This window comes from Actinomadura rugatobispora (assembly GCF_042656285.1).
Lineage (GTDB): Bacteria > Actinomycetota > Actinomycetes > Streptosporangiales > Streptosporangiaceae > Spirillospora > Spirillospora rugatobispora.
This window is the reverse complement of the sequence record NZ_JBHSON010000048.1, coordinates 26,893-47,804: the sequence shown is the minus strand read 5'-3', so window position 1 is coordinate 47,804 and position 20,912 is coordinate 26,893. Positions and strand designations below refer to the sequence as shown.

Annotated in this window: 12 protein-coding genes and 1 tRNA gene; 4 read left to right on the top strand and 9 right to left on the bottom strand. The window is 75.7% G+C overall.

Going from position 1 to position 20,912, the window contains the following annotated elements; translation table 11 throughout:
- Position 1: 1 nt before the first annotated feature.
- The 4 genes from ACFPZN_RS30740 to ACFPZN_RS30725 all read right to left on the bottom strand — a co-directional run bounded on the left by ACFPZN_RS30740 (position 2) and on the right by ACFPZN_RS30725 (position 13,800).
- Positions 2 to 304: an acyl carrier protein gene (locus ACFPZN_RS30740; RefSeq protein WP_378285752.1), complete on the bottom strand. Its 303-nt coding sequence runs from the start codon at positions 302 to 304 to the stop codon at positions 2 to 4.
- Complete coding sequence (locus ACFPZN_RS30735) at positions 301 to 4,998, bottom strand: beta-ketoacyl synthase N-terminal-like domain-containing protein (RefSeq protein WP_378285751.1); 4,698 nt, start codon at positions 4,996 to 4,998, stop codon at positions 301 to 303. The genes ACFPZN_RS30740 and ACFPZN_RS30735 overlap by 4 nt, the downstream gene beginning before the upstream one ends.
- A 49-nt stretch (positions 4,999 to 5,047) precedes the next feature.
- Positions 5,048 to 12,607, bottom strand: a complete 7,560-nt coding sequence (locus tag ACFPZN_RS30730; RefSeq protein WP_378285750.1) for an SDR family NAD(P)-dependent oxidoreductase — start codon at positions 12,605 to 12,607, stop codon at positions 5,048 to 5,050.
- A gap of 227 nt (positions 12,608 to 12,834) precedes the next feature.
- Entirely contained in the window at positions 12,835 to 13,800 is a 966-nt protein-coding gene (locus ACFPZN_RS30725) for an alpha/beta hydrolase (protein ID WP_378285749.1), read from the bottom strand.
- A gap of 266 nt (positions 13,801 to 14,066) precedes the next feature.
- Between ACFPZN_RS30725 and ACFPZN_RS30720 the strand changes: the two genes are divergently transcribed.
- The gene (locus tag ACFPZN_RS30720) at positions 14,067 to 15,827 is read left to right on the top strand and encodes a RelA/SpoT family protein (protein WP_378285748.1); all 1,761 of its coding nucleotides are present in this window, start codon (positions 14,067 to 14,069) and stop codon (positions 15,825 to 15,827) included.
- A 9-nt stretch (positions 15,828 to 15,836) separates the two neighbouring features.
- Positions 15,837 to 16,280, top strand: a complete 444-nt coding sequence (locus tag ACFPZN_RS30715; protein WP_378285747.1) for a universal stress protein — start codon at positions 15,837 to 15,839, stop codon at positions 16,278 to 16,280.
- Here ACFPZN_RS30715 and ACFPZN_RS30710 read toward each other — a convergent pair.
- Positions 16,277 to 16,888 (bottom strand): hypothetical protein, encoded by a 612-nt coding sequence (locus ACFPZN_RS30710; protein WP_378285746.1) that lies wholly within the window; start codon positions 16,886 to 16,888, stop codon positions 16,277 to 16,279. The genes ACFPZN_RS30715 and ACFPZN_RS30710 overlap by 4 nt on opposite strands.
- A 65-nt stretch (positions 16,889 to 16,953) precedes the next feature.
- Complete coding sequence (locus ACFPZN_RS30705) at positions 16,954 to 17,196, bottom strand: hypothetical protein (protein WP_378285744.1); 243 nt, start codon at positions 17,194 to 17,196, stop codon at positions 16,954 to 16,956.
- Positions 17,197 to 17,360: 164 nt separating this feature from the next.
- Here ACFPZN_RS30705 and ACFPZN_RS30700 point away from each other — a divergent pair, with 164 nt between their 5' ends.
- Entirely contained in the window at positions 17,361 to 17,732 is a 372-nt protein-coding gene (locus ACFPZN_RS30700; protein ID WP_378285743.1) for a DUF2203 domain-containing protein, read from the top strand.
- Between the two features lie 80 nt (positions 17,733 to 17,812).
- Here ACFPZN_RS30700 and glnII read toward each other — a convergent pair whose 3' ends face one another.
- A complete protein-coding gene (gene glnII / locus ACFPZN_RS30695) occupies positions 17,813 to 18,826 on the bottom strand; it encodes a glutamine synthetase (RefSeq protein ID WP_378285742.1) in 1,014 nt (337 codons plus the stop codon).
- A 284-nt stretch (positions 18,827 to 19,110) separates the two neighbouring features.
- On the opposite strand from glnII, the gene ACFPZN_RS30690 reads away from it, so the two are divergent.
- Positions 19,111 to 19,749: a hypothetical protein gene (locus ACFPZN_RS30690; RefSeq protein ID WP_378285741.1), complete on the top strand. Its 639-nt coding sequence runs from the start codon at positions 19,111 to 19,113 to the stop codon at positions 19,747 to 19,749.
- Positions 19,750 to 19,804: 55 nt separating this feature from the next.
- On the opposite strand, the gene ACFPZN_RS30685 is transcribed toward ACFPZN_RS30690, so the two are convergent.
- A tRNA-Val gene (locus ACFPZN_RS30685) sits at positions 19,805 to 19,876 on the bottom strand.
- Between the two features lie 52 nt (positions 19,877 to 19,928).
- Positions 19,929 to 20,840 carry a proteasome assembly chaperone family protein gene (locus tag ACFPZN_RS30680; protein WP_378285740.1) on the bottom strand — a complete coding sequence of 304 codons (912 nt, stop codon included), beginning with the start codon at positions 20,838 to 20,840 and terminating at the stop codon, positions 19,929 to 19,931.
- Positions 20,841 to 20,912 lie beyond the last annotated feature (72 nt).

Below are 20,912 nucleotides of genomic sequence, written 5' to 3'. Positions count from 1 at the left end.
TTCAGACCCCGGCGGTCGCGGCCGGGGACTCCGGCCGCGACTCGATGTGGCGCACCAGGTCGCCGACCGTCATCCGCATGATCTGGTCCAGATCCATGCCGGCGACGAGCGAGGCCAGGTCGGCACGGTCGCCGAAGCGGCGCCGCAGCCGCTCGGCCAGCGCGACGAACTCGATGCTCTCCAGCGCCAGGTCCTCGTTCAGCGTGGTCTCCGGTCCCACGTCGCCCTCCAGCAGGAAGTCGTCGCCGACCACGTCGACCAGCATCTGGACGACCTCGGAGAGGACGCCGTCCGCGCGTGTCATGCTCTCTGCTCCCCCGTTTCCCCGTTGCCCGTTCCGTCGCGGCCGTCCTCCCGGCCGCCCTCGTCCCCGCCACCGTCGTCGGGCGCCGCGACCGTCCAGGCCACGGCGTGCCCGTCCAGCAGGCACGACTCCACCTCCGCCACCCGGCCGGCGGCGAGACCGGCCGCCCGTGCCGCGCGGCGCATCGCCTCCGAACCGCCGGCGGCGCCGTCCCCCGGGCCGTCCCCCGGGCCGTCTTCCGGATCGCCGACCGGCACGACCGCGATCCCGGCGGGCTCGGGAGCGGGCCGCACCAGCGCCGCGCCCAGCTCGGCCGTGCTCGCGACCGCCACCGTCAGGTCCGTCTCGAACGGCCCCGTCACGATCGGCCGGCCCTCCCCCGGGCCGCCGGCCGCGCCCAGGTCCTCGTGCACGGTCAGCTCGGCCGGGAACAGCGGCCCGTGCCCCCGCTCCCACAGCCAGTACCGCACCGCGTCCTTGATCGCGATCCGGCCCAGCAGCCACGGCCCGCGCTCGCGCGGCCGCAGCCGGTGGTACACCTCGCGCTCGGCGGCGCCGAGGTACTGCCGCATCAGCAGGTCGCGGGCGGACGAGCCGTCCCAGTGCCGGCGGGCCAGGCACCAGCCGCCCGGCCGCGGGTCGCCCACCCCCGACACCTCCGGGGTGAACTTCATCCGCCAGGTCGCCTCGTCGGTGGTGAAGCGGCGCGTCGTCCACGCCTCGATCCGCCCCCAGACCGCCCCGCCCGCGGACCGGGTCATCTCGACGTCGTACTTGACGATGGTCTCCGACATCGACCGGTTCCAGACGGTGGTGTCCAGCCGCTCCCCGGCGGGCGGCGGCGGGCCGTAGAAGGACACCCGGCCGATGCCGATCGGGAAGACGGTCTGATCCTTCTCCCCGTACACCTGGATCCAGTGGCCGCACAGCTGCCCGGCGCTGTCCAGCAGCGCGCCCGGCGTGGCGGACGCGGCCAGCACGCCGCGCAGCCCGTCGCCGGCCATCGAGCAGATCTCCGAGACGCCCTGGAACAGCGGCCCGTGGAACATCCACCGCTCGTCGTAGAGTTGCGCGGCCGTCACCGGCGGCGGGCCCTCCCCGTCCAGCGGGCTGCGGTCGTCCAGGGTCCGCAGCGGGACGGCCGGGTACCGCTCGGCGAGCAGCACGGTCCCGTCGGCGTGTCCCTGCACCGACACCCGCACCCGGCGCGGCCCGGCCGCCCGGAAGCCCTCGTCCCGGACGAGCTGCGCCCGGATGTCGGCGGTCGTCGGCGGGCAGGCCACCACCCAGCGCAGCGCCCGCACGTCCTCGAACCCGACGACCACCAGCTCGGGCAGCAGCTCCCGGGCGGTCTCGGCCATCACCTCCAGGAGGGTGGTCAGCGGGACGACCGGGAACCGGTCCGACATCTCCGGCCAGCCCGCGGGCTGCTGGATCACGCAGTGGTCGGTGAGGTACGGCATCGCCTCCAGCGAGAAGGTGCGGGAGGTCGTCAGCTCCGTGACCTCCGGCTCCCGCACCGGCCCGGCCGCCCCGGCGGCGCGTGTCCGCGGTCCGGCGCCGAAGTCCCGGTCGAGGCCGGGGACGCCGCCGCCGGCGACGCTCCCGTCGAAGCCCGGATCGAACTCGGAGTCGATCCCGATGTCCTGGCCGGCGACGGCCTCGGCGTCGGCGCCGCCGGCCGGGCCCAGCGCGTCCACCACGCTCTGCGCGGTGGCCGTGGCCTCCCGCAGCAGCGCGTCCAGCTCGGCCATCACCGGGTCGCGCGCGGGCAGCTCGGGCCAGCCGCCGTCCCCGCCCGGCCAGGCCGGCACCAGCGGCGGGACGGCCCCGTCCAGCCGGACCAGCGGGGTGCCCAGGTCGAGCCTGATGCCCGTGGGCCCCTGGTGGCCGCCCGCGTCGCCGGCGCCCGGGAACGGCGCCGTCCCGGCACCGGCCGACCCGTAGCCCTCGGCCCAGAGCGCGGCCACCACCCGGCGCAGCTGCGCCATCCCGTCGCGCTTGGGCACGTTCACCGCCAGTGCCAGATGATCGCGGCCGCCCAGCCGGTCGCCGACGAACCCGGTCAGGCTGCCCGGCCCGACCTGCACGAACGCCCGGACGCCCCAGCCGTACAGCTCCTCGATCAGCTCGCTGAACCGGACCGGCTCCAGCAGATGCCGGATGACCAGCTCGCGCACCTCCGCCGGGTCGGACGGGAACGGCGCCACCGTCGTCGCCGACCACAGCGGGTACCGCGGCTCCCGGATCGGCAGCGCCCGGAACGAGCGCCGCGCCGCCTCCAGGTGGACCCGCGCCATCGGGGTGTGGAACCCGGACCGGAACGGCAGCTCCTGCCCGAGGACGCCCTCGGCGGCGAGCCGTCCGAGCACCTCCCGGACCGCCACCGGGGGCCCGCAGATCACCGACTGGTGCGGGCAGTTGTCGTGGCTGACGACCACGTCGCCGCGGCCGCCGAGGACCTCCTGGGCGCGGTGCGCGCCGCAGCCGAGCGCCGCGTACGCCGCGTCCGGCATCCGCAGCGGCGGTTCGTCGTCGAGCGCGGCGATGAAGGAGTTCACGGCCTCCGGCGGGTACATCCCGGACACGATCATCGCGGTCCACTCGCCGAGGCTGTGCCCGGCGGCCACGTCCGGCTCGATGCCGAGCCGGGCCAGCGCGGCGGCCAGCAGCCGGCCGGCGGCGATCACGTCGGCGGCGTGGCCGAGCGCGTCGGAGCGGCCGGTCAGCCGCGGCGGCTCCAGTCCGAAGTGCGCGGCGATGTCGTCGATCCGGGGCTCGAAGGCGGGCTCGAAGCCGGGGAACAGGAACGCCGTGCGGCCCGCGCCCGTCCCCGCGCCCGTCCCCGCGCCCGTGCCGGGGCCCGTGCCGGGGTCGCCGCCGAGCATCGGCCGCGGCGTGAACCAGATGTCGCTGCGCCCCCGCCACGGGGTGCCGCGGGCGACGACCGCGCGGGCCAGGTCGAGCTTGCGCGCGGTGGGCTCGACGATCGCGACCCGGCACACGCCCGCGCCGCCTCCGGCGGGGGACTCGCCGCGCGCCATGAGCTCCTCGTCCGGGAGGGAGAGCAGGTCGTTGAGGGCGTCCGGGGACGAGGCCGACAGCCGCAGCACCGCCTCGGCGCCCGCCTCGGCGCCCGTCCCGACGCCTTGGCCGCCGAACCGCCCGGCGCCGCCCGCCGCGAAGACCCTCCGCAGGCCACGCCCTGAGGCCGGGGACGCCGACGACGCGGGCGGCTCCTCCAGCACCACGTGCGCGTTGGCGCCGCCGAACCCGAAGGCGTTCACGACGGCGCGGCGCGGCATCCCCTCCACCGCGGGCTCCCACTCCGCCAGCTCCCGGACGGGCCGCAGCCGGGTCCCGGCCAGGGCGGCGTGCGGCTCCTCGATGTTCAGCGTCGGCGGCAGCACCGCGTCCCGCACGGCGCACGCCGCCTTGATCAGCCCGGCCATCCCGGCGGCGGGCATCGCGTGCCCGATCATCGACTTGACCGTGCCCAGCCACAGCGGCGGCCCGCCGCCGGCCCCCGGGCCCGCCGGCGCGGTCCCGAAGACGCGCCGCAGCGTGGCCAGCTCCGCCTCGTCCCCCGCCGGGGTCGCGGTGCCGTGCGCCTCGACCAGCCCGGCCGCGCCGGGCTCGGCCGGGTCCAGACCGGCGTCCCGCCAGGCCCGCTCCACCGCGAGCACCTGCCCGTCCACCTGCGGGCTCATGATCCCGCCGGCCCGGCCGTCGCTGGAGGACCCGACGCCGCGGATCACCGCGTGCACCCGGTCGCCGTCGCGCTCGGCGTCGGCCAGCCGCTTCAGCAGCACCATCCCGGTGCCCTCGGCCAGCAGCGTGCCGTCGGCCGCCCGGTCGAACGGGCGGATCCGCTCGCCCCGGCTCAGCGCCCGCAGCCGGCTGAACACGCTCCACACCGTGACGTGGTGCGCGTGGTGCACGGCCCCCGCCAGCATCGCGTCGCACTGCCCGGACCGCAGCGCCCGCACCGCGTGCTCCACCGCCAGCAGCGAGGACGCGCACGCCGCGTCCAGCGTGTAGGCGGGGCCGCGCAGGTCGAACCGGTTGGCGATGCGGGACGCGGCGAAGCTGGGCACCAGCCCGCCGGAGTCCTCGGCCCGGCCGAGCCGGGCCCGGAACGCGGCGCCGATCTCGGCCAGCCGGTCCCCGCCCAGCTCCGGCAGCAGCTCGGCCAGCACCCCGGTGACCTGGTGCGACACGCTCACCAGCTGGTCGAACCGGGCCACGCCCGGGGTCAGATAGCCGCCGCGGCCGATGACCACGCCGATCCGCTCCCGGTCCGGCAGCCGCTCCTCGCCGCCCGCGTCCGCGATCGCCTCGGCGGCGGTGCGCAGCGCCAACAGCTGGTCGGGCTCCATCCCGGCCACCGCGGCCGGCATGATCCCGAACCGGGCGGGATCGAACGTGGCGAGGTCGTCGATGAACCCGCCCCGGCGGCAGTAGAAGCGGTCGCTCTCGGGCGGCCGGTCGTAGGCGCCCGGGTCGTAGTAAACGTCGGGGTCCCAGCGGTTGGGGGGCACGTCGCGGATCGCGTCCACGCCGTTCTGGACGTTGCGCCAGAACGCGGCGGCCGTCCCGGCCCCGGGGAAGATCGCCCCGAGTCCGACGATCGCGATCGGCTCGGCGGCCCCCGCCCCGGCCCCGCGGCCGGCGGGGCTCCCGCCGCCGCTCATGGGCCCCACCTGGCCGCCACCGCGGCCTTCCCGTTCGCTCGGGCACGGTTCATGACGGCACCCCCGTGAAGACGACCTGGACCTCGTCGCCGTGGACGATCTCGCGCAGCAGCGCGGCCACGCCCGCGTCCGGATCGATCAGCGGCACGCCCCGGCGGGAGTACTCGCGGGCCAGCTCGGGCGTGACCATCCCGCCGCCCGCCCACGGGCCCCAGTCGGCCACCAGCACCCGGCCGCGCAACCGGGTGCGCCAGGCGTGGGCCAACGTGTCGCAGGCGTCGTTGGCGGCGGCGTAGTCGGCCTGGCCGCGGTTGCCGCGGACGCCCGAGACGCTGCCGAACACCACGAAGAAGCCGAGATCCGGGCGGACGGAGGCGGCCAGCGCGGACGCGCCGTCGACCTTGGTCCGGTACACCCGGTCGAAGGAGGCCGGATCCTTGTGGCGGACCAGCCGGTCATCCACCAGCCCCGCGCCGTGGACTACCCCGTCGAGGCGGCCGTGGCGGGCGTAGACGTCCTCCACCAGGGCCCGGACGGCCTGGGCCTCCCGCACGTCCAGGGTCTGGTAGCGGACGGAGGCGGCGTGCTCGCGCAGCGCCTCCAGCGTCGCGGCCACCTCGCGGGCGGCGAGGATCCGGCGGATCTCCGCCTCGATCTCGGCGGGGGTGCGGTTCCCGCCCCGCGCCACCAGGAAGCGGCGCAGCGCCGCCTCGTCGTGCGCTTCCGCGGGCGGGGGCCCGGCCGGCTCGGCGCCGGGCAGCGGCGTACGGCCCGCGAGCTCGATGTGGCAGCCGGTCGTGCGGGCCAGCTCCAGGGCCACCTTCGCGGTGATGCCGCGCGCTCCCCCGGTCAGCAGCACGACGCTGTTCGCGTCCAGGCCGAGCGCGGGCCGCCCGTCGGGCCCGAGGGCCGCGGCGGGGAGCGGCAGCTCGGCGGGGACGACGGTGAGCGTGCGCCGTACCTCGCCGTCGTGGCCGACGTCCACGGGTGCCTCCGCGTCGGCCATCTCCGCCAGGACGCGCAGCGCGATAGCGCGCGGCGTCTCCTTGGTGTTGACGTCCAGGGCGCGCACCAGCGTCTCGGGGAACTCCCGTGCCAGGGTCCGGGCCAGGCCGCGCAGCCCGGTGCCCGGAGTCGGGTCGCCCGCGTCGCCGCCGTCGTAGCGGCGGGCGAACGTGCCGCCCGTCCCGCCCGCCAGCACCAGCCAGCGCAGGCCGCCCACCAGCGCCGCCCGGATCGGGGCGTAGGCCCCCGGCAGCACCGGCCCGCCGCCCGGCTGGAGCGAGCCCAGGTGGATCAGGCCGTCGCAGGGGCCGTCCGGCTCCCTCGGGGTGCGCACGTGGGCGCCCTGGTCCTCCAGCAGCGCGGCGAGTTCGAGCGCGATCCCGCACCCGTCGTCGACGATCACGAAGGTGCGGCCCGCGAACCGCCCGGCGGCGTCCGGGAAGCCCGGCGGCGGCTCGGGGAGCTCGGTCATGCGCACGACGTGCCGCAGCGTCGCCGTCCCCTCCACGGCGGCGGGGGGCGGGGCGGATTCCTGGACGGGGTCCGGGGCGGGGTCGGTCCTGCCCGCCAGGCGCTCGCCGATCCAGGCGACCAGCTCGGCGATGGTCTTGATGCGGGCGAGGCGCTCGGCGACGGTCTCGTCCAGCCGCGTCCCGGCCGGGGCCAGCCCGACCCGCTCGGCCAGCTCGCCGATGATCTCGGTCCGCTTGATGGAGTCGATCGACAGATCGGCCTCCAGGTCCAGCTCCACGGCCAGCATCCCCTCCGGATAGCCGGTGCGGGAACCGATCACCTCCAGGACCGTCGACCGGATGTCGGCATCATTCTGGGGGGACGCCCCCCCAGACCCCCCGGCAACGGCTTCGCCGACATTCCTCGCTCCGCTGCGGATGTCGGCGGGGCCCGGCGCCGCGGGCCGGGCCTCCGGCTCGGGCTCCGCGCCGTTCGCGCCGGTCGTGCCGGCGCCGGAGGAGGCGCTCACGGCCTCGCCCGGCATCGCCCGGCGCGGTCCCGGGACCGGCACGGGCAGGGGCCGCGGCGCGCGGGACCGGGCCGGCAGCGGCGGCCGCGGCACGGCCCCGCCCCCGGGCCGCTGCTCGCCGGCCAGGTAGTTGAGCACGACCTCGCGCTGGGCCGCGATGATCTCCCGTCCGGACCGCAGGAACTCCAGCACCGCCGCCTCGCCCTCCGCGGCCTCCTCCGAGGCCCCTGAGGGCGCCGAGGACGCCGCGGGGACCGAGGGCGCCGGGGACGGAGGGGGCACGGAAGCGGTGCGCGCCCCGCCCGGCTGCGGCGGCGCGGAAACGTTCTGTCCGGAATCCATGGTCTCCCCCTGCGGCACGCCCGCGAGCGGCGGCGCGATCCGCTCGGCGGGGCGCAGCCCGTTGTCCAGATGGCCGCCGTCGGCGGTGCGTACGAGATGTCCGTTCACGATCCAGCCGGGCCCCGTGCCGGGGCCCGTGCTGCGGCCCGTGCTGGGAACCGCGCCAGCGGACGGCAGCGGCCGCGCGTCCCGCCCGGCGAACAGCGGCAGCGGGTCCACCGGCACCCCCGCCACGGCCAGGTCGGCCAGCGCCGTCAGCAGCCGCTCGACCCCCTCCTCGCCGGGGACGTCGACGGCCACGGCGGTGTGCGGCCGGTCGCCGAGGATCTTGCCGGTGAGCTGGGTCAGGACGCGCCCCGGCCCGGCCTCGACGAAGATCCGGGCGCCCGCCGCGTACATCGCCTCGATCTGCTCGACGAACCGGACCGGCACCGCGACCTGCCCGGCGAGGGTGGCGCGCAGCCGGTCCGGGTCGGTGTCGTACGGCGCGGCGCCGGAGTTGGACCACACCGGGTAGGCGGGCGAGCGCAGGTCGCGGGAGTGCAGCTCGGCGCGCAGCGCGGCGGCCGCCCCCGCGACCAGCGGGCTGTGGAAGGCGCACGCGACCGGCAGCCGCCTGCCCGCGATCCCCCGCTCGCCCAGAGCCGCCAGGGCCTGCTCGATCCCCGGCGACGATCCGGAGATCACCACCTGGCGGGGCGCGTTGTGGTTGGCGACGACGACCTCGCCGACGCCGTCCAGGGCGGCGCGGACGTCCTCCAGGCGGGCGGCGACGGCGGCCATGGCGCCCGCGTCCCCGCCCGCGCCGGTCCCGACCCTGACCCCGGCCGCGGCCAGGATGGCCTCGGCGCGGGCGGCGCTCAGCCCGATCAGGTCCTCCTCACCGAACACCCCGGCGGCGCACAGCGCGACCAGCTCGCCGTAGCTGTGCCCGGCGGCCAGGTCCGGCCGCACGCCCAGCGCGGTGAGGAGCCGGTGGACGGCCAGCCCGGCGATGCCCAGGGCGGGCTGCGCGACCCGTGTGTCGGTGAGCGCCAGGCGCTGCCGCTCCGCCTCCTCCGGGGTGAACGCGGCGGGCGGGAACATCGCGCCGGCGTAGCGGCCCCCGGCCAGCCGCAGCAGCCGCTGCAGGCGCGGGAAGGTCACGAACAGGTCGGCGAGCATGTGCGGCCGCTGGCTGCCCTGCCCCGGGTAGAGGAAGGCGACCCGGCCGCCGGCCACCGCGCCGTCCTCGTCGGCCACGCGCACGCCGGGGGCGGCGCGGAACTCCCGCGCGGCGGCGATCTTGTCGCGCAGGTCGTCCGGGCCGGTGGCGACCAGCGCCGCGCGCACCGGGCCCTCGCGCTCGGCGAACGTGCGGGCCAGGTCGCGCAGCCGCACCCGCCCCTGCCCCCCGCCGGAGGCCGATGCCGTCCCGTCGGTCAGCAGCGCCTCGAGCCGGTCCAGTTCGGCGCCGGCCTCGGCCTGGTCCGCGCCGCGGATCAGGAAGAGCTCGGCGGGCCACTCGGCGACCCCGGACACCGGCTCCGGCGCCCCGTCGTACCCGGCCAGGACGGCGTGGAAGTTGGCGCCGCCGAACCCGAAGGCGCTCAGCCCCGCGTACCGCTCGCCCGGCGCCGCCGCCCACGGCCGCGTCGTCCGCCCGAACGCGAACGGGCTGGTCGCCGCGTCCCAGGACGGGTTGGGCCGCTCCAGGTGCAGGGTGCCGGGCAGGACGCCGGTGTGCAGCGCGTACGCGGTCTTGATCAGGCCCGCCAGGCCCGCGGCGCACTTGGTGTGGCCGATCTGGGACTTGACCGAGCCCAGCGCCGTCCCGCCCGGCCGCGCCCCGGCCCCCGTGAACGTCTCGGTGAGCGTGGCCAGCTCGACCCGGTCGCCGACCTCGGTGCCGGTGCCGTGCGCCTCCACCAGCCCGACGCGGGACGGCGACACCCCCGCGCGCCGGTACGCGCGCTCCAGCGCCCGCCGCTGGCCCTCCGCGCGGGGCGCGGTGATCCCGGCCGAGCGGCCGTCGCTGGCGGCCGCCACCGACTTGATCACCGCGTAGATCCGGTCGCCGTCGCGCTCGGCGTCGGCCAGCCGCTTCAGCGCCACGCAGCCCACGCCCTCGCCGAGCGCGATCCCGTCGGCGGCGGCGTCGAACGGCGCGCACCGCCCGCGCGGCGACAGCGCCCGCACGGCGGAGAAGAGCAGGTAGTCGTAGATGCCGTTGTGCAGGTCGGCGCCGCCGCACAGGACCATGTCGCTGCCGCCGGCGACCAGCTCCTTGCACGCGGCGTCGAGCGCGGCCAGGGACGCGGCGCACGCGGCGTCCACGGTGTAGTTGGCGCCGCCCAGGTCCAGCCGGTTGGCGATCCGCCCGGCGATCACGTTGGTGAGGACGCCCGGGCAGGAGTCCTCGGTGAGCCGCGGGAGCTGCTCGTCCAGGCCGGGCGGCACCTGGCCGTAGTACATCGGCAGCAGCGCCCGGGCGCCGTAGGCGTTGCCCAGGTCGGTGCCCGCCTCCGCGCCGAAGAACACCGAGGTGCGCGAGCGGTCGAACGGCCGGTCGGCGTAACCGGCGTCGCGCAGCGCCCGCGCGGCGACCTCCAGGCCCAGCAGCTGCATCGGCTCGACGCTGCCGAGCGACGCGGGCGGGATGCCGTAGGCGAGCGCGTCGAACGGGACGTCCGGGATGAACCCGCCCCACTTGGACGGGGTCTTGGCGCCCGCGCCCGCGTCCTCGCGCAGCGCCGCCGGGTCGAAGTAGACGTCCGGGTCCCACCGGTCGGGCGGCACCTCGGAGATCGAGTCCACGCCGCGGACGACGTTGGCCCAGAACGCCGCGCTGTCGGCGGCGCCCGGGAACACGCAGCCGATGCCGACGATCGCGATGTCCATCGGCTCCCCGGCCGCCCCCTCGGCGGAGGCACCGGAAGCGCCCGTCGCGGCCTCGGCGGCGCCGGCGGCGCCGCGGGCCCGCGCGGACTCCGCGCCCGCCCCGGCGAGACCGAGCGTGGCAGCGCGCGTGGCCAGGAAGAACGTCGCCCCAGTACTGACCTGCTCGTGCAGGCCGGTGATGCTGGTTGTCGACCAGCGCAGCGCCGCGGCCTGCCCCAGCATGAACATGCCCTCGGCGCGCTGCTCGTCCGCGCCGACCGGTACCAGGCCGCCCGGCTCGGCGGCGCCGCCCGCCCCGGCCAGCGGCCCGCGGCCGGGCTCGCGGCGCAGGCCCTTGCTGGCGATCCGCAGCCGGCCGAGGTTGAGCTCCTCCAGCAGCCGCCACACCTCCTGGCGGGGCGTCCCCGCCTCCTCCAGCAGGCGCCGCCGCTCCTCGAACGCCGCGACGTAGGGGGTGCGGGCGCACCGGGTCGCGTGCCCCGGCGAGGTCTCCAGCAGCGCGGTGCCGTCGCACTCGATCGCGGCCCGCTGGAACCCCGGGGTGATCGCCCCGGCGGCGACCGCCTCGTAGGTGAACAGGTACGCCGTCCCCATCAGGAGGCGGATCCCGACGCCGCGCTCGGCCAGCGGCCCGGCCAGCGCGGCCACCATCGCCGCCGAACGCTCGTCATGGATCCCGCCCGCGAACATCACCGACAGCCCGGCGGCCGCGCCCTCGTGCGCGTCGCAGTACGCCAGCAGCCGCTGGACCTGCGCCTCCCACAGCGGGAAGCTCGCGCGCGGCCCGACGTGCCCGCCGCACTCGCTGCCCTCGAACACGAACCTGCGCGCGCCCTCGGCCAGGAAGCGGTCCAGCAGCCCCGGCGAGGGGACGTGCAGGTACGTGCGGATCCCGACCGACTCCAGGGGCTCGACCTGGGCGGGACGGCCACCGGCGACCAGCGCGTACGGGGGGCGCACCGCCCGGACGGCGGCGAGCTGGGCCTCCCGCACCTCGGGCGGCGCGAACCCGAGCACGCCCACGCCCCAGGGCCGCTCGCCCAGCCTCTCGGCGGTGTCGCGCAGCAGGTCGCGGGTCTCGTCGCCGCTCATCAGCGCGAGCGCGAGGAACGGCAGGCCGCCGTCCTGCGCGACGGCCGCCGCGAACGCCGACCGGTCGCTCACCCGCGTCATCGGGCCCTGCGCCACCGGGTACTCGCGGCCCGTCCCGGCACCGGACGCCTCCTCGGCCCCCGGACCGGACGCGCCGCGGGAGGCCAGCGGCTCGGTGCGCACGGCGGCGCGGATGCCCGCGGCGATCTGCGCGCGGACGGCCTGCACCACGCCGCCCGCCGTCCGGTGGCGCTCGGCCAGCGGGCGGGCGAGCGCGCCGTCCTGGCCCACCGGCAGCAGCCGCGACCGCAGCCCGGTCGCGCCCATCCTGGCGTTCATCCCGGCGAGGTCGAGCCCGGCCAGTTCGATGCGGGGCAGGTCGGGGCGGGCGTACACGCGGTGCCCCTCGACGATCCGCGTCTCCGAGCCGTCCATCGCCGCCACCGCGGCGGCGACGTCGGCCGGCAGGTCCGTCTCCCGGACGAGCGCCAGCTGGGAGTCCAGGACCACGCCGGCGGCGCCGCCCGCGACCGCGGCCGCGGCGGTGTGCGGGCCGATCCCGCCGGCCGCCCACACCGGCAGCCCGATCCTGGCGTCCCCGAGCAGCCGCTGGAGCAGCACGAACGTGGACAGCTCACCGACCCGGCCGCCGCCCTCGCAGCCCCGCGCGACCAGGCCGTGCCCGGGCCGGGCGGCCGCGAGGGGGCCCAGCCTGCGGACGGCCTCGGTCGCCTCCTCCGGGTTCACGACCTCGATCAGCAGCCTCCGGCGCCCGCCCGCCGCGAACGCGCGGGGGTCGATCAGCCCTTCGGCGTCGTCGTCATCGCCTTCTCCGCCCTCGACGGGGCGGAACTCGTACTCGCCATGCGCACCGCGGTCGCTCGCGGGCGGGGGCGGCGGGATGGTCCGGACCGTCCAGCCGCCGTCGTCCTCGTCCTGGTACACGTCGGCGGCCGGGTCCGGAGACACCGCCGGCATGGGCATCGTGGACTCGGCGGGCGCGGGGGCCTCGACCTCGGCGGGACGCGGCGCCTCCGGCCGCAGCGCGGGAAAGTCGATCAGGACCGTGTCCACGGCGTCCGGGAGGTCGCGGGGCCGCACGCCGCACCCGGCGGGCACGCGGACGCCGAACGCCCCCCGCCACCAGCGGCCCACGTCGGCCAGCGCGGCCAGCGCGGCGGCGCGGTCGGTCCCGAGGTCCAGGACCCCGATCGCGCCGGCCCGGGCCACCGCCACCGTGAGATGGGGCGCCGGCCGTCCGAACGGGGAGATGCCGATGATCCCGCCCGCGCCACCCTCAGCCGTCATGCACAAGCCCCCCGACCGTCCCGTGCGCCCGGCAGCCCACCTGCGGGCGCGCGGCTCGAAACCCTGGCTGCCTCAACGCCGAGACACACTACGGTCGGTCACACCGTGACCACGAAACCGACACACCGGCGCACGGCCGACCACAGGGACTGGAAAGGATTCCTGGAGACTCCCTTGACCCAAGGAAACCGGGTGACCGACGATCACCCGGCCTCTCAGGGAAGGTTTCACAGGGCGGTGGCGGGCCCCCGGCGGCTCGCGCGCCGCGCGTGCGCGCGGCGCGGATGGGGGCGGATGCCGTGGCGCACGATGCCCTCGTCCAGCCAGCGGTCAAGCCGCGCCCATGTGGTCGTCCTGGCCGCGAGCCCGGTCAGCGCGCCCAGATGGCCGCCGGGCACGGCCGCGAAGCGGACCTCGGGCGCGTTCGGCAGCAGCCGCGCGAACGGCCGGACGGCGGTGACCGGCGCCAGCGCGTCGGCGCGTCCCGCGACGGCCAGAACCGGCACCCGGACGGCGTCCAGGGCGATCCCGATTTCGCCGTCATCCCCCAGAAGGGCCGAATACACCTCCTGGGCGGGACGCCCGGAACCCGCCTCCGCCAAAGCGTGGAAATGGTCGAGGGCTTCGGCCTGCGCCAGATATTCGGTCTTGTCGAGATTGGCCAATGTCCGGTAATCGCGTTTCACCCGCCGCGCGGCGCGCACCGGACCCGGTTCGACCACCCGTGACGGGGTGGCGATCATCGCGACGGAGGCGACGGGCAGGTCCGGATCGGCCGCGGCCAGGAGCGAGAAGAGCCCGCCCAGGCACCAGCCGACCAGTTGCACGGGCTGCCCCGAGGCGTCCCGGCTGACCGTGCGGATCGCCTCCGGCAGCACCTCCCCTGCCCACTCCGCGGCGCCGTGGTCGAGCAGGTAGCAGAGGCGCCCCGCGTTCACCGCGTGCTCGGCCAGACTGCAGCCCCGCCGCAGGTCGAAGCACCGCGCGGGCGCCGCCGGGGACGGCACCAGCAGCACCGGCGGCCCGGCCGCCACCACCCCCTCGAGCCCGCGGTAGCGGTACACCGGCGTGGTGCGCGGCCCGGCCCCGACCGTCCGCGCGGGCGTCGGGCGCAGATCGGCGACATGCCCGTACACCAGCTTGCGGGCGAGGTTGGACGCGGCGGTCCGCAGGCTCCCGGGTGACACGATCATCGCGAGGTCCCAGCTCCGTTCGACGGGCCGGGGCGGAGCAGGCGGCGGGCCCCGCCCCGGCTTCCTGACCGCATTCTCACACCGCGTCCCGGAGCCGCGATCACGGCGCTGTGAAGCCCGTGTTAATTCGCCTCGACGAACCGCCGGGAAGGCAAATTCCGCATTCGAGCGGCCGCGCACTCGCGCGGGCGCGGCGACATCGCGCATAATGCCAGTCACGGCCCGTAGCGTCCCGCCGCGGGCCAGGCCGCCGAGCGGGGTGCGTGATGACGACCCTCAACCAGGCAGGTTCGATCACTCCGCCGGGGAGCCCGCCGGCTCCCGGCGCCGCCTCCCCGCGCGCCCGTACCGGCTTCCGCGTCCCGCAGCGGGGCCGCGACCGCATGGCCGCCCCCGCCGCGCAGCCCGCCGTGGCGCCGCTGCTGGCCGTCCTGCGCGCCGTCTCGCCGGGCCGGGACGAGACCGAGCTGCTGCGCGGGTACGAGGTCGCCGAGCGCCTGCACCGCGGCCAGCTCCGCAAGTCCGGGGCGCCCTACATCACCCACCCCCTCGCCGTGACGATCATCCTGGCCGAACTGGGCATGGACACCGCCACGCTGGTGGCGGCGCTGCTGCACGACACCGTGGAGGACACCCCCTACACCCTGGGCCAGCTCCGCTCCGACTTCGGCGAGGAGGTCGCGGTGCTGGTGGACGGGGTGACCAAGCTCGACGGCGAGCGCTGGGGCGACCAGGCCGAGGCCGAGACGTTCCGCAAGATCGTGCTGGCCGCCGCCGCCGACCTGCGGGTCCTGGTGATCAAGCTGGCGGACCGCCTGCACAACCTGCGCACGCTGGGCTTCCAGCCCGAGCACAAGCGCGGCCGGTACGCCAAGGCGTCCCAGGAGCTGCTGGTGCCGTTCGCCGAGCGGCTGGGCATCCACATGCTCAAGCGGGAGATGGACGACCTGGCGTTCGCCGCCCGCGACCCGGACGCCCACCTGGCCGCCGACCGGGCCGTGCGGTCCGCGCTGCGCGCCGCCGAACCCGCGTTCGGGCCCGCCCTGGGCCTGCTGCGCCCCGCGCTGGCCGAGCAGGGGATCACCGGGCGGTTCTCGATCCGGCCCCGCCACCTGTACGCCGTGCACCGCGAGCGCGAGGGCGACCTGGCCGGGCTGCGGCCGTGCGACGCCGCCCGGCTCCTGCTGCTGGTCGACGGCGGCGAGCGCGACTGCTACGTGGCGCTCGGCGCGGTGCACTCGGCGCTGCACCCGATCCCCGGGCGGGTCAAGGACTTCATCGCGCTGCCCAAGTTCAACATGTACCAGTCGCTGCACACCCGGGTGATCAGCCCGGACGGCGACCTGCTGGACGTCATCATCCGCAGCCGGGCCATGCACCCGGTCGCCGAGTACGGCATCGTCGCCCACATCCGCGAGGCCGGGACGGGCGCGGCCACCGCCGAGCGGCGCGATCTGGTGTGGCTGAGCCGGCTGCTGGCCTGGCAGTCCGACGCGCCCTCGGCGGCGTTCCTCGACAGCCTGCGCGCCGATCTGGCGCCCGGCGACGTCGCGGTGTTCACCCCGTCCGGCGAGGTGGTGGCGCTGCCCGCCGGGGCCACCGCGCTCGACCTGGCCTACGCGCTCGGCCCCGAGACCGGCGACCTGTGCATCGGGGCGCTGGTCAACGGCCGGCTGACCGCGCTGTCGGCCGAACTGCGCAGCGGCAACGTGGTCGAGGTGCTCACCGAACCGGGCGGCGGCCCGTCCGAGGACTGGCTGCGCTTCGCGGTGACCGCCCCGGCCCGCGTCCACATCCGCCGCTCGCTGGACCGCCGCCTCGCCGAGGAGGCCGCCGCCGCCGGGCGGCGCGAACTCCTCCAGGCCCTCGCCGGACACCAGGTCGACCTGCTGGCCGCCGAGGCGCACGGCGACTCGCTGCGGATCGCCCGGGAACTGGGCCACGCCGAGGTCGACCACATGTACGCGGCGCTGGCCACCGGCGTGCTCGACCTGGACGACCTGCTCGCCCGCTTCACCGGCCGCTAGGCTGGCCGGGTGACGTTCGAGCTCGGTACAGACGGCCCCAGGGTGATCGTGGCGGGCGTCGACGGCTCCGACACCTCGATGCGCGCCGGCGCCTACGCCTGGGGCCTGGCCCGCCGCAACGACTCCCGGCTGATCCTGGTGCACGTGTCACCGGTCTCCTCGATCTCCACGCTCACCCCGGGCGGCGCGACGGCGCTGCTGGAGGCGGCCGACGAGATCGCCCGGGAGATCCGCGACGAACTCCAGCAGGCCATCGAGCGCGGTCCCGCCGTCCGGCACGAGCTGGTGCAGGAGCGCGGCGACGCCGCCACGGTGCTGGCCCGGATCGCCGACGACAACCGCGCCGACATGGTCATCGTGGGCGCGTCCATGCAGGCCGGGCACCGGCTGATCGGCTCGGTCGCGGTACGGCTCGTCCGCGCCGGCCGCTGGCCGGTCACCGTCGTCCCCTAGAGACGTCTGCGGCGGCGCTCGGGCGGCCACGTCACGCAGGCCCGCGCGACGGCCGCCAGCAGCACCACCAGGGCGACGCCCCCGACCAGGTTCAGACCGGCGGTGGCCCACGCGGACGGCGCCGGAATCCGCAGCGTCAACGGGAGGAGCGTCAGCAGCGTCACCGCCATCGCGCCCAGGCACGCGAAGGCCCGGACCGGCCGCTCCGCCACCGCGAGCAGCACGTGCAGCAGCGCCGTCGCCTGCACCGTCGCGATCAACGCCGACGCCCCGTACGCCAGCGCCGCGGTCTCCGTACTCGCCCGCGCCCCCACGAACACCGGCGCGTCGATCCCCAGCCCGCCGCGCACGAGGGCCACGCCCCCGAACATCAGCGCCGACACGACCATCGCCGTCCCGGCCCCGCACAGCCACAGCCGCCGGGCGTGCACCCGCGGCCGGGCCGAGAACGCCTCGTGCAGCCGGACGAACTCCTCGTACCGGGCCATCGGGGCGACCACCCCAGGAAGCGCCGCACGGCAGCGGAACGACCGCTGCAACGGCGATCCGCGCCGGTTGCCACGTCCCCGCGGGCCGTGGAAGAACGGCTCGAACGGCGTCTCCCCCATGCCCGAGTGCTACCCGGTCCCCTCGGGGAGACTCCACGTGACTTCAGAGGTTTGTGGAGTTTTTGTCACCCTCCGGCGGTCTCGGTCGCATATGCCTGGGCGACCGCGTGCAGCGCCCAGCGCATCCTGAGCAGGTAGACCTCGGGATGGTCGCCCGCCTCCTGCGCCACGCACCCCAGGCAGTCCGCCGCCACCGGCGCCGCCTCCACGACGGCCCTGATCTGCTGCGGCGTGGGCCGCCCCGACTCCTGGAGCGGCGATGCGAACAGTGCCCTCGCCCGTTCGGGCTCGGTCAGAGTGGTCGACATCGCGTGCCTCCCTCCGGGCAGGGAGCGCCTCCCCCGCCCTTGCCGTTCACCATTCTCCCCTGGAACGGTCCTGCCTTATCGGGAAAAACACCGATAAGGCGGCGGCAGTTCCGCCACACCTGGGTAACGTTGCGGGCGACACGACACCGACCTCTGGAGAGATCATGGACACCGCGGAACGGGAGTTCACCGTCACCGAGGCACGCGCCCTGATCCCCGAGGTGAAGGAGCACGCGGCCGAGATCGTGCGCCTCCGCGCCGACCTCGCCGAACTGACCCTGGACCTGCGCACCCGCGGCGCGTCCGAACGCGGCGGCATCCCCGAGGTGAAGGCCGCCGAGGCGAGGCTCGACGAGGAGATCGCCTGGTTCACCGACCAGGGCATCGAGGTCAAGGGCCTGGCGCCCTTCCTCATCGACTTCCCGGCCGTCCTGGACGGCCGCTCGGTCCGTCTCTGCTGGCTGGAAGGCGACCCCGAACTGGCCTGGTACCACCGCACGGACCTGGGCCTGGCCGGCCGCCGCCCCCTGACCTAATGGAACGAGGGGACCCCGGAAGCGCCCCGCCCCGGGATCCCCTCGGCTCGTCGGCCGCGCTCGGCGCGGCCGGGCTCGTGTCAGACCTGGCCGGCCTTCTCCAGGGCCTCGCAGCAGGTGCCGGTGATCAGCCGCGTGACGACGTAGGGGTCGACGTTGGCGTTGGGGCGGCGGTCCTCGATGTAGCCCTTCTTCTCCACCTCGACCTGCCAGGGGATCCGGACCGAGGCGCCGCGGTTGGAGACGCCGTAGCTGTACTCGCTCCAGGGGGCGGTCTCGTGCATGCCGGTCAGGCGGCGCTCGACGCCGGCGCCGTAGCCGGCGACGTGCTCCTGGACCTTGGTGCCGAGGGCCTCACAGGCGGTGATGATGGCGTCGTAGCCCTCGCGCATCGCCTTGGTGGAGAAGTTGGTGTGGGCGCCGGCGCCGTTCCAGTCGCCTTCGACGGGCTTGGGGTCGAGGGTGGCGGCGACGCCGAAGTCCTCGGCGACGCGGTAGAGGAGCCAGCGGGCGACCCACAGGTGGTCGGCGACCTCGACGGGGCCGGCGGGGCCGATCTGGAACTCCCACTGGCCGGGCATGACCTCGGCGTTGATGCCGGAGACCTTGAGGCCGGCGTCGAGGCAGGCGTCGAGGTGGCGCTCGACGATGTCGCGGCCGTGCACCTCGTCGTCGCCGACGCCGCAGTAGTACATGCCCTGGGGGGCGGGGAAGCCGCGCTCGGGGAAGCCGAGCGGGCGGCCGTCCTTGAAGAAGGTGTACTCCTGCTCGATGCCGTACCAGGAGTCCTGGGCGGCGTACTTCTCGGCCACGGGGCGCAGCCCGGCGCGGGTGTTGGTCGGGTGCGGGGTGCCGTCGACCAGGAAGACCTCGCAGAGGACGAGCTTGTGGTCGCCGCCGCGGATGGGGTCGGGGCAGGTGAAGACGGGCTTGAGCACGCAGTCCGAGTTGTCACCCGGTGCCTGGTTGGTGCTGGAGCCGTCGAAACCCCAGTCCGGCAGGTCGGCACCGTCCGCCAGGATCCTGGTCTTGGAACGGAGCCGCGCGGTGGGCTCGGTGCCGTCGATCCAGATGTACTCGGCCTTGTAGCTCAACGTCGGTCCCTCTCGTCCAGGTATCGGCCCTGACGAGGCTGACAATCTGCCATTTCGGACCTGTTGCCCTTATGTGAACGGCATGTTAAACCGGCGCTGACCTGCCCGGACAAGGGTGAGAGCCTGCTCACATCGCCGGATTTCGGTCGGCGGAGACCTGCGCGACGACGAGATCACGGTACATCTCGCCGGCCCTGTCCGCCTCCAGCACCACGATCCGATCAACGGTCCCGCGCACCGTTCCCGAATGCGGCAGGATTGCCCCACCGGCGAAAGGAGCGAGCGTGAAGCGCAGGGCCTCTTCCGAGCGGCAGGAGGGCGGCGTCGACGAGATGCGCCGCCTCTTCGACGAGGCCGGGCTCGGGGCGCCGCCCGTCCCGGCGCAAATGGAGTCCCTGGTCGAGAAGCGCGGAGAGTGGGTGTACGCCACGCGCGACATCGACCCGATGGGCATGTACATGTTCCAGGACTACGTGCTCGAAGCGCTCAGCGGCCGGGTCGAGGACTACATGGCCGTTTCGCACGCGGGCCACGGCGCGAACTCCTACGCCATCAGCTATCACCTCGTCATGGGGCCGCTCGCCGTCTTCGCCCAGACCGGCTGGGGCGGCGTCTACATGGACAAGGAAGAGTCGACCGCCGCCGTCAAGACCATGCTGAGCCGTTGCGGCGAGGTGCTCGACGCCCTTCAGGAATTGAACGAGGCGCAGCCGTCCCGGCGTTACGACGGCCGCCTCGTCGTCGGCCACAGCACCTTCCGCGGCGCATCCTTCTGCCGCTGGGCCCCGGCCGCCCCCTCCGGCGACGGCTCCCCCTGGGAATGGACCGACGAGACCCCGCCGTCCGCCGCGGACCCGTACCCCGCCCTAACCAAGGCCACGACCCTGCTCCGCACCAGCCCCCTGCCCCCGCCCGTCCCGTAAAAGGCCACGGGCCGCCGGGAGGGCGCGAAAGCGCCGACCACAGCGACCCGGCATGTGGGCGCGGACGGTTTCGAACCGCCGACTCCTCGCTTGTAAGGCGAGTGCTCTACCCCTGAGCTACGCGCCCCCGTGACCGGGCAAGCGTACCCGGTCGCGGGGGGCGGGCGCGAAACGGAATTCTAGGGTTGGGACGAGTCGGGACCGTCCTGTTCGGCGAGGAAGCGTTCGAACTGGGCGGCCAGTTCCTCGGCGGTCGGCATGTCCTGGGATTCGGCCAGCAGGTTCTCCCGCTCGGCGGCTCCGGCGAAGGCGTCGTACTGCTGCTCCAGGGCCCGGACGACCTTCTCCACCTCGTCGTTGCCGGCGACCTGCTCGGCGATCTCGGCGTCGGTCTTGGTGGCGGCCTTGCGCAGGGCGTCGGTGGGCACGACCAGGCCGGTGGCGGAGACCACGGCCTCCAGGGCGGCCAGGCCCGCGGCCGGGTAGGCGGACTGGGCGAGGTAGTGCGGGACGTGCACGGCGAAGCCGAGGGCGTCGTGGCCGGACTCGCCCAGCCGGTACTCCAGCAGCCCGGCGGCGCTGCCGGGGACCTGGACCTTGTCGAACCACGAGTTCTTGGTGATCAGCTCGGGTCGGGTGGCGTGCGAGGTCATCCCGACCGGGCGGGTGTGCGGAACGCCCATCGGGATGCCGTGGAAGCCGACGACCAGGCTGACGCCCAGGCGCTCCACCAGGACGCGGACCGCGGCGGTGAAGCCCTCCCAGAGCCGGTCGGGCTCGGGGCCGGTCAGGAAGAGGAAGGGGCTGCCGACCTCGTCCCTCAGCAGGTGGACGACCAGCTCCGGGGCGTCGTAGGAGGACCAGTGGTCGCGGTCGTAGGTCATCAGCGGGCGGCGGGCCCGGTAGTCGATCAGCGAGTCCACGTCGAACCGGGCCACCACGCGGTGCTCCAGGGAGTCCAGGAGGTGCTCGCGGACCAGCTGACCCGTGGAGCCCGCGTCCACGAAGCCGTCGAGGCTGTGCAGCAGCACCGGCCCCGCCATCTCCGGCAGGTCGGCGTCAAGCTCGTACAGATCCTCAGGGTTTAGCACCGTCTCCCCCACATGTTCATGTCGACAGTCTCAAGACTAAAGCCTGCGATCTGCCGCCAGATTCCTGCGGGG

Excerpts from the sequence above, each read along its gene's own strand:
- ACFPZN_RS30705 (WP_378285744.1), bottom strand. The coding sequence starts at position 17,196 with ATGTCGACCACTCTGACCGAGCCCGAACGGGCGAGGGCACTGTTCGCA.
- ACFPZN_RS30710 (WP_378285746.1), bottom strand. The coding sequence starts at position 16,888 with ATGGGGGAGACGCCGTTCGAGCCGTTCTTCCACGGCCCGCGGGGACGT.
- ACFPZN_RS30720 (WP_378285748.1), top strand. The coding sequence starts at position 14,067 with ATGACGACCCTCAACCAGGCAGGTTCGATCACTCCGCCGGGGAGCCCG.
- ACFPZN_RS30730 (WP_378285750.1), bottom strand. The coding sequence starts at position 12,607 with ATGACGGCTGAGGGTGGCGCGGGCGGGATCATCGGCATCTCCCCGTTC.
- ACFPZN_RS30700 (WP_378285743.1), top strand. The coding sequence starts at position 17,361 with ATGGACACCGCGGAACGGGAGTTCACCGTCACCGAGGCACGCGCCCTG.
- ACFPZN_RS30735 (WP_378285751.1), bottom strand. The coding sequence starts at position 4,998 with ATGAGCGGCGGCGGGAGCCCCGCCGGCCGCGGGGCCGGGGCGGGGGCC.
- ACFPZN_RS30725 (WP_378285749.1), bottom strand. The coding sequence starts at position 13,800 with ATGATCGTGTCACCCGGGAGCCTGCGGACCGCCGCGTCCAACCTCGCC.
- ACFPZN_RS30740 (WP_378285752.1), bottom strand. The coding sequence starts at position 304 with ATGACACGCGCGGACGGCGTCCTCTCCGAGGTCGTCCAGATGCTGGTC.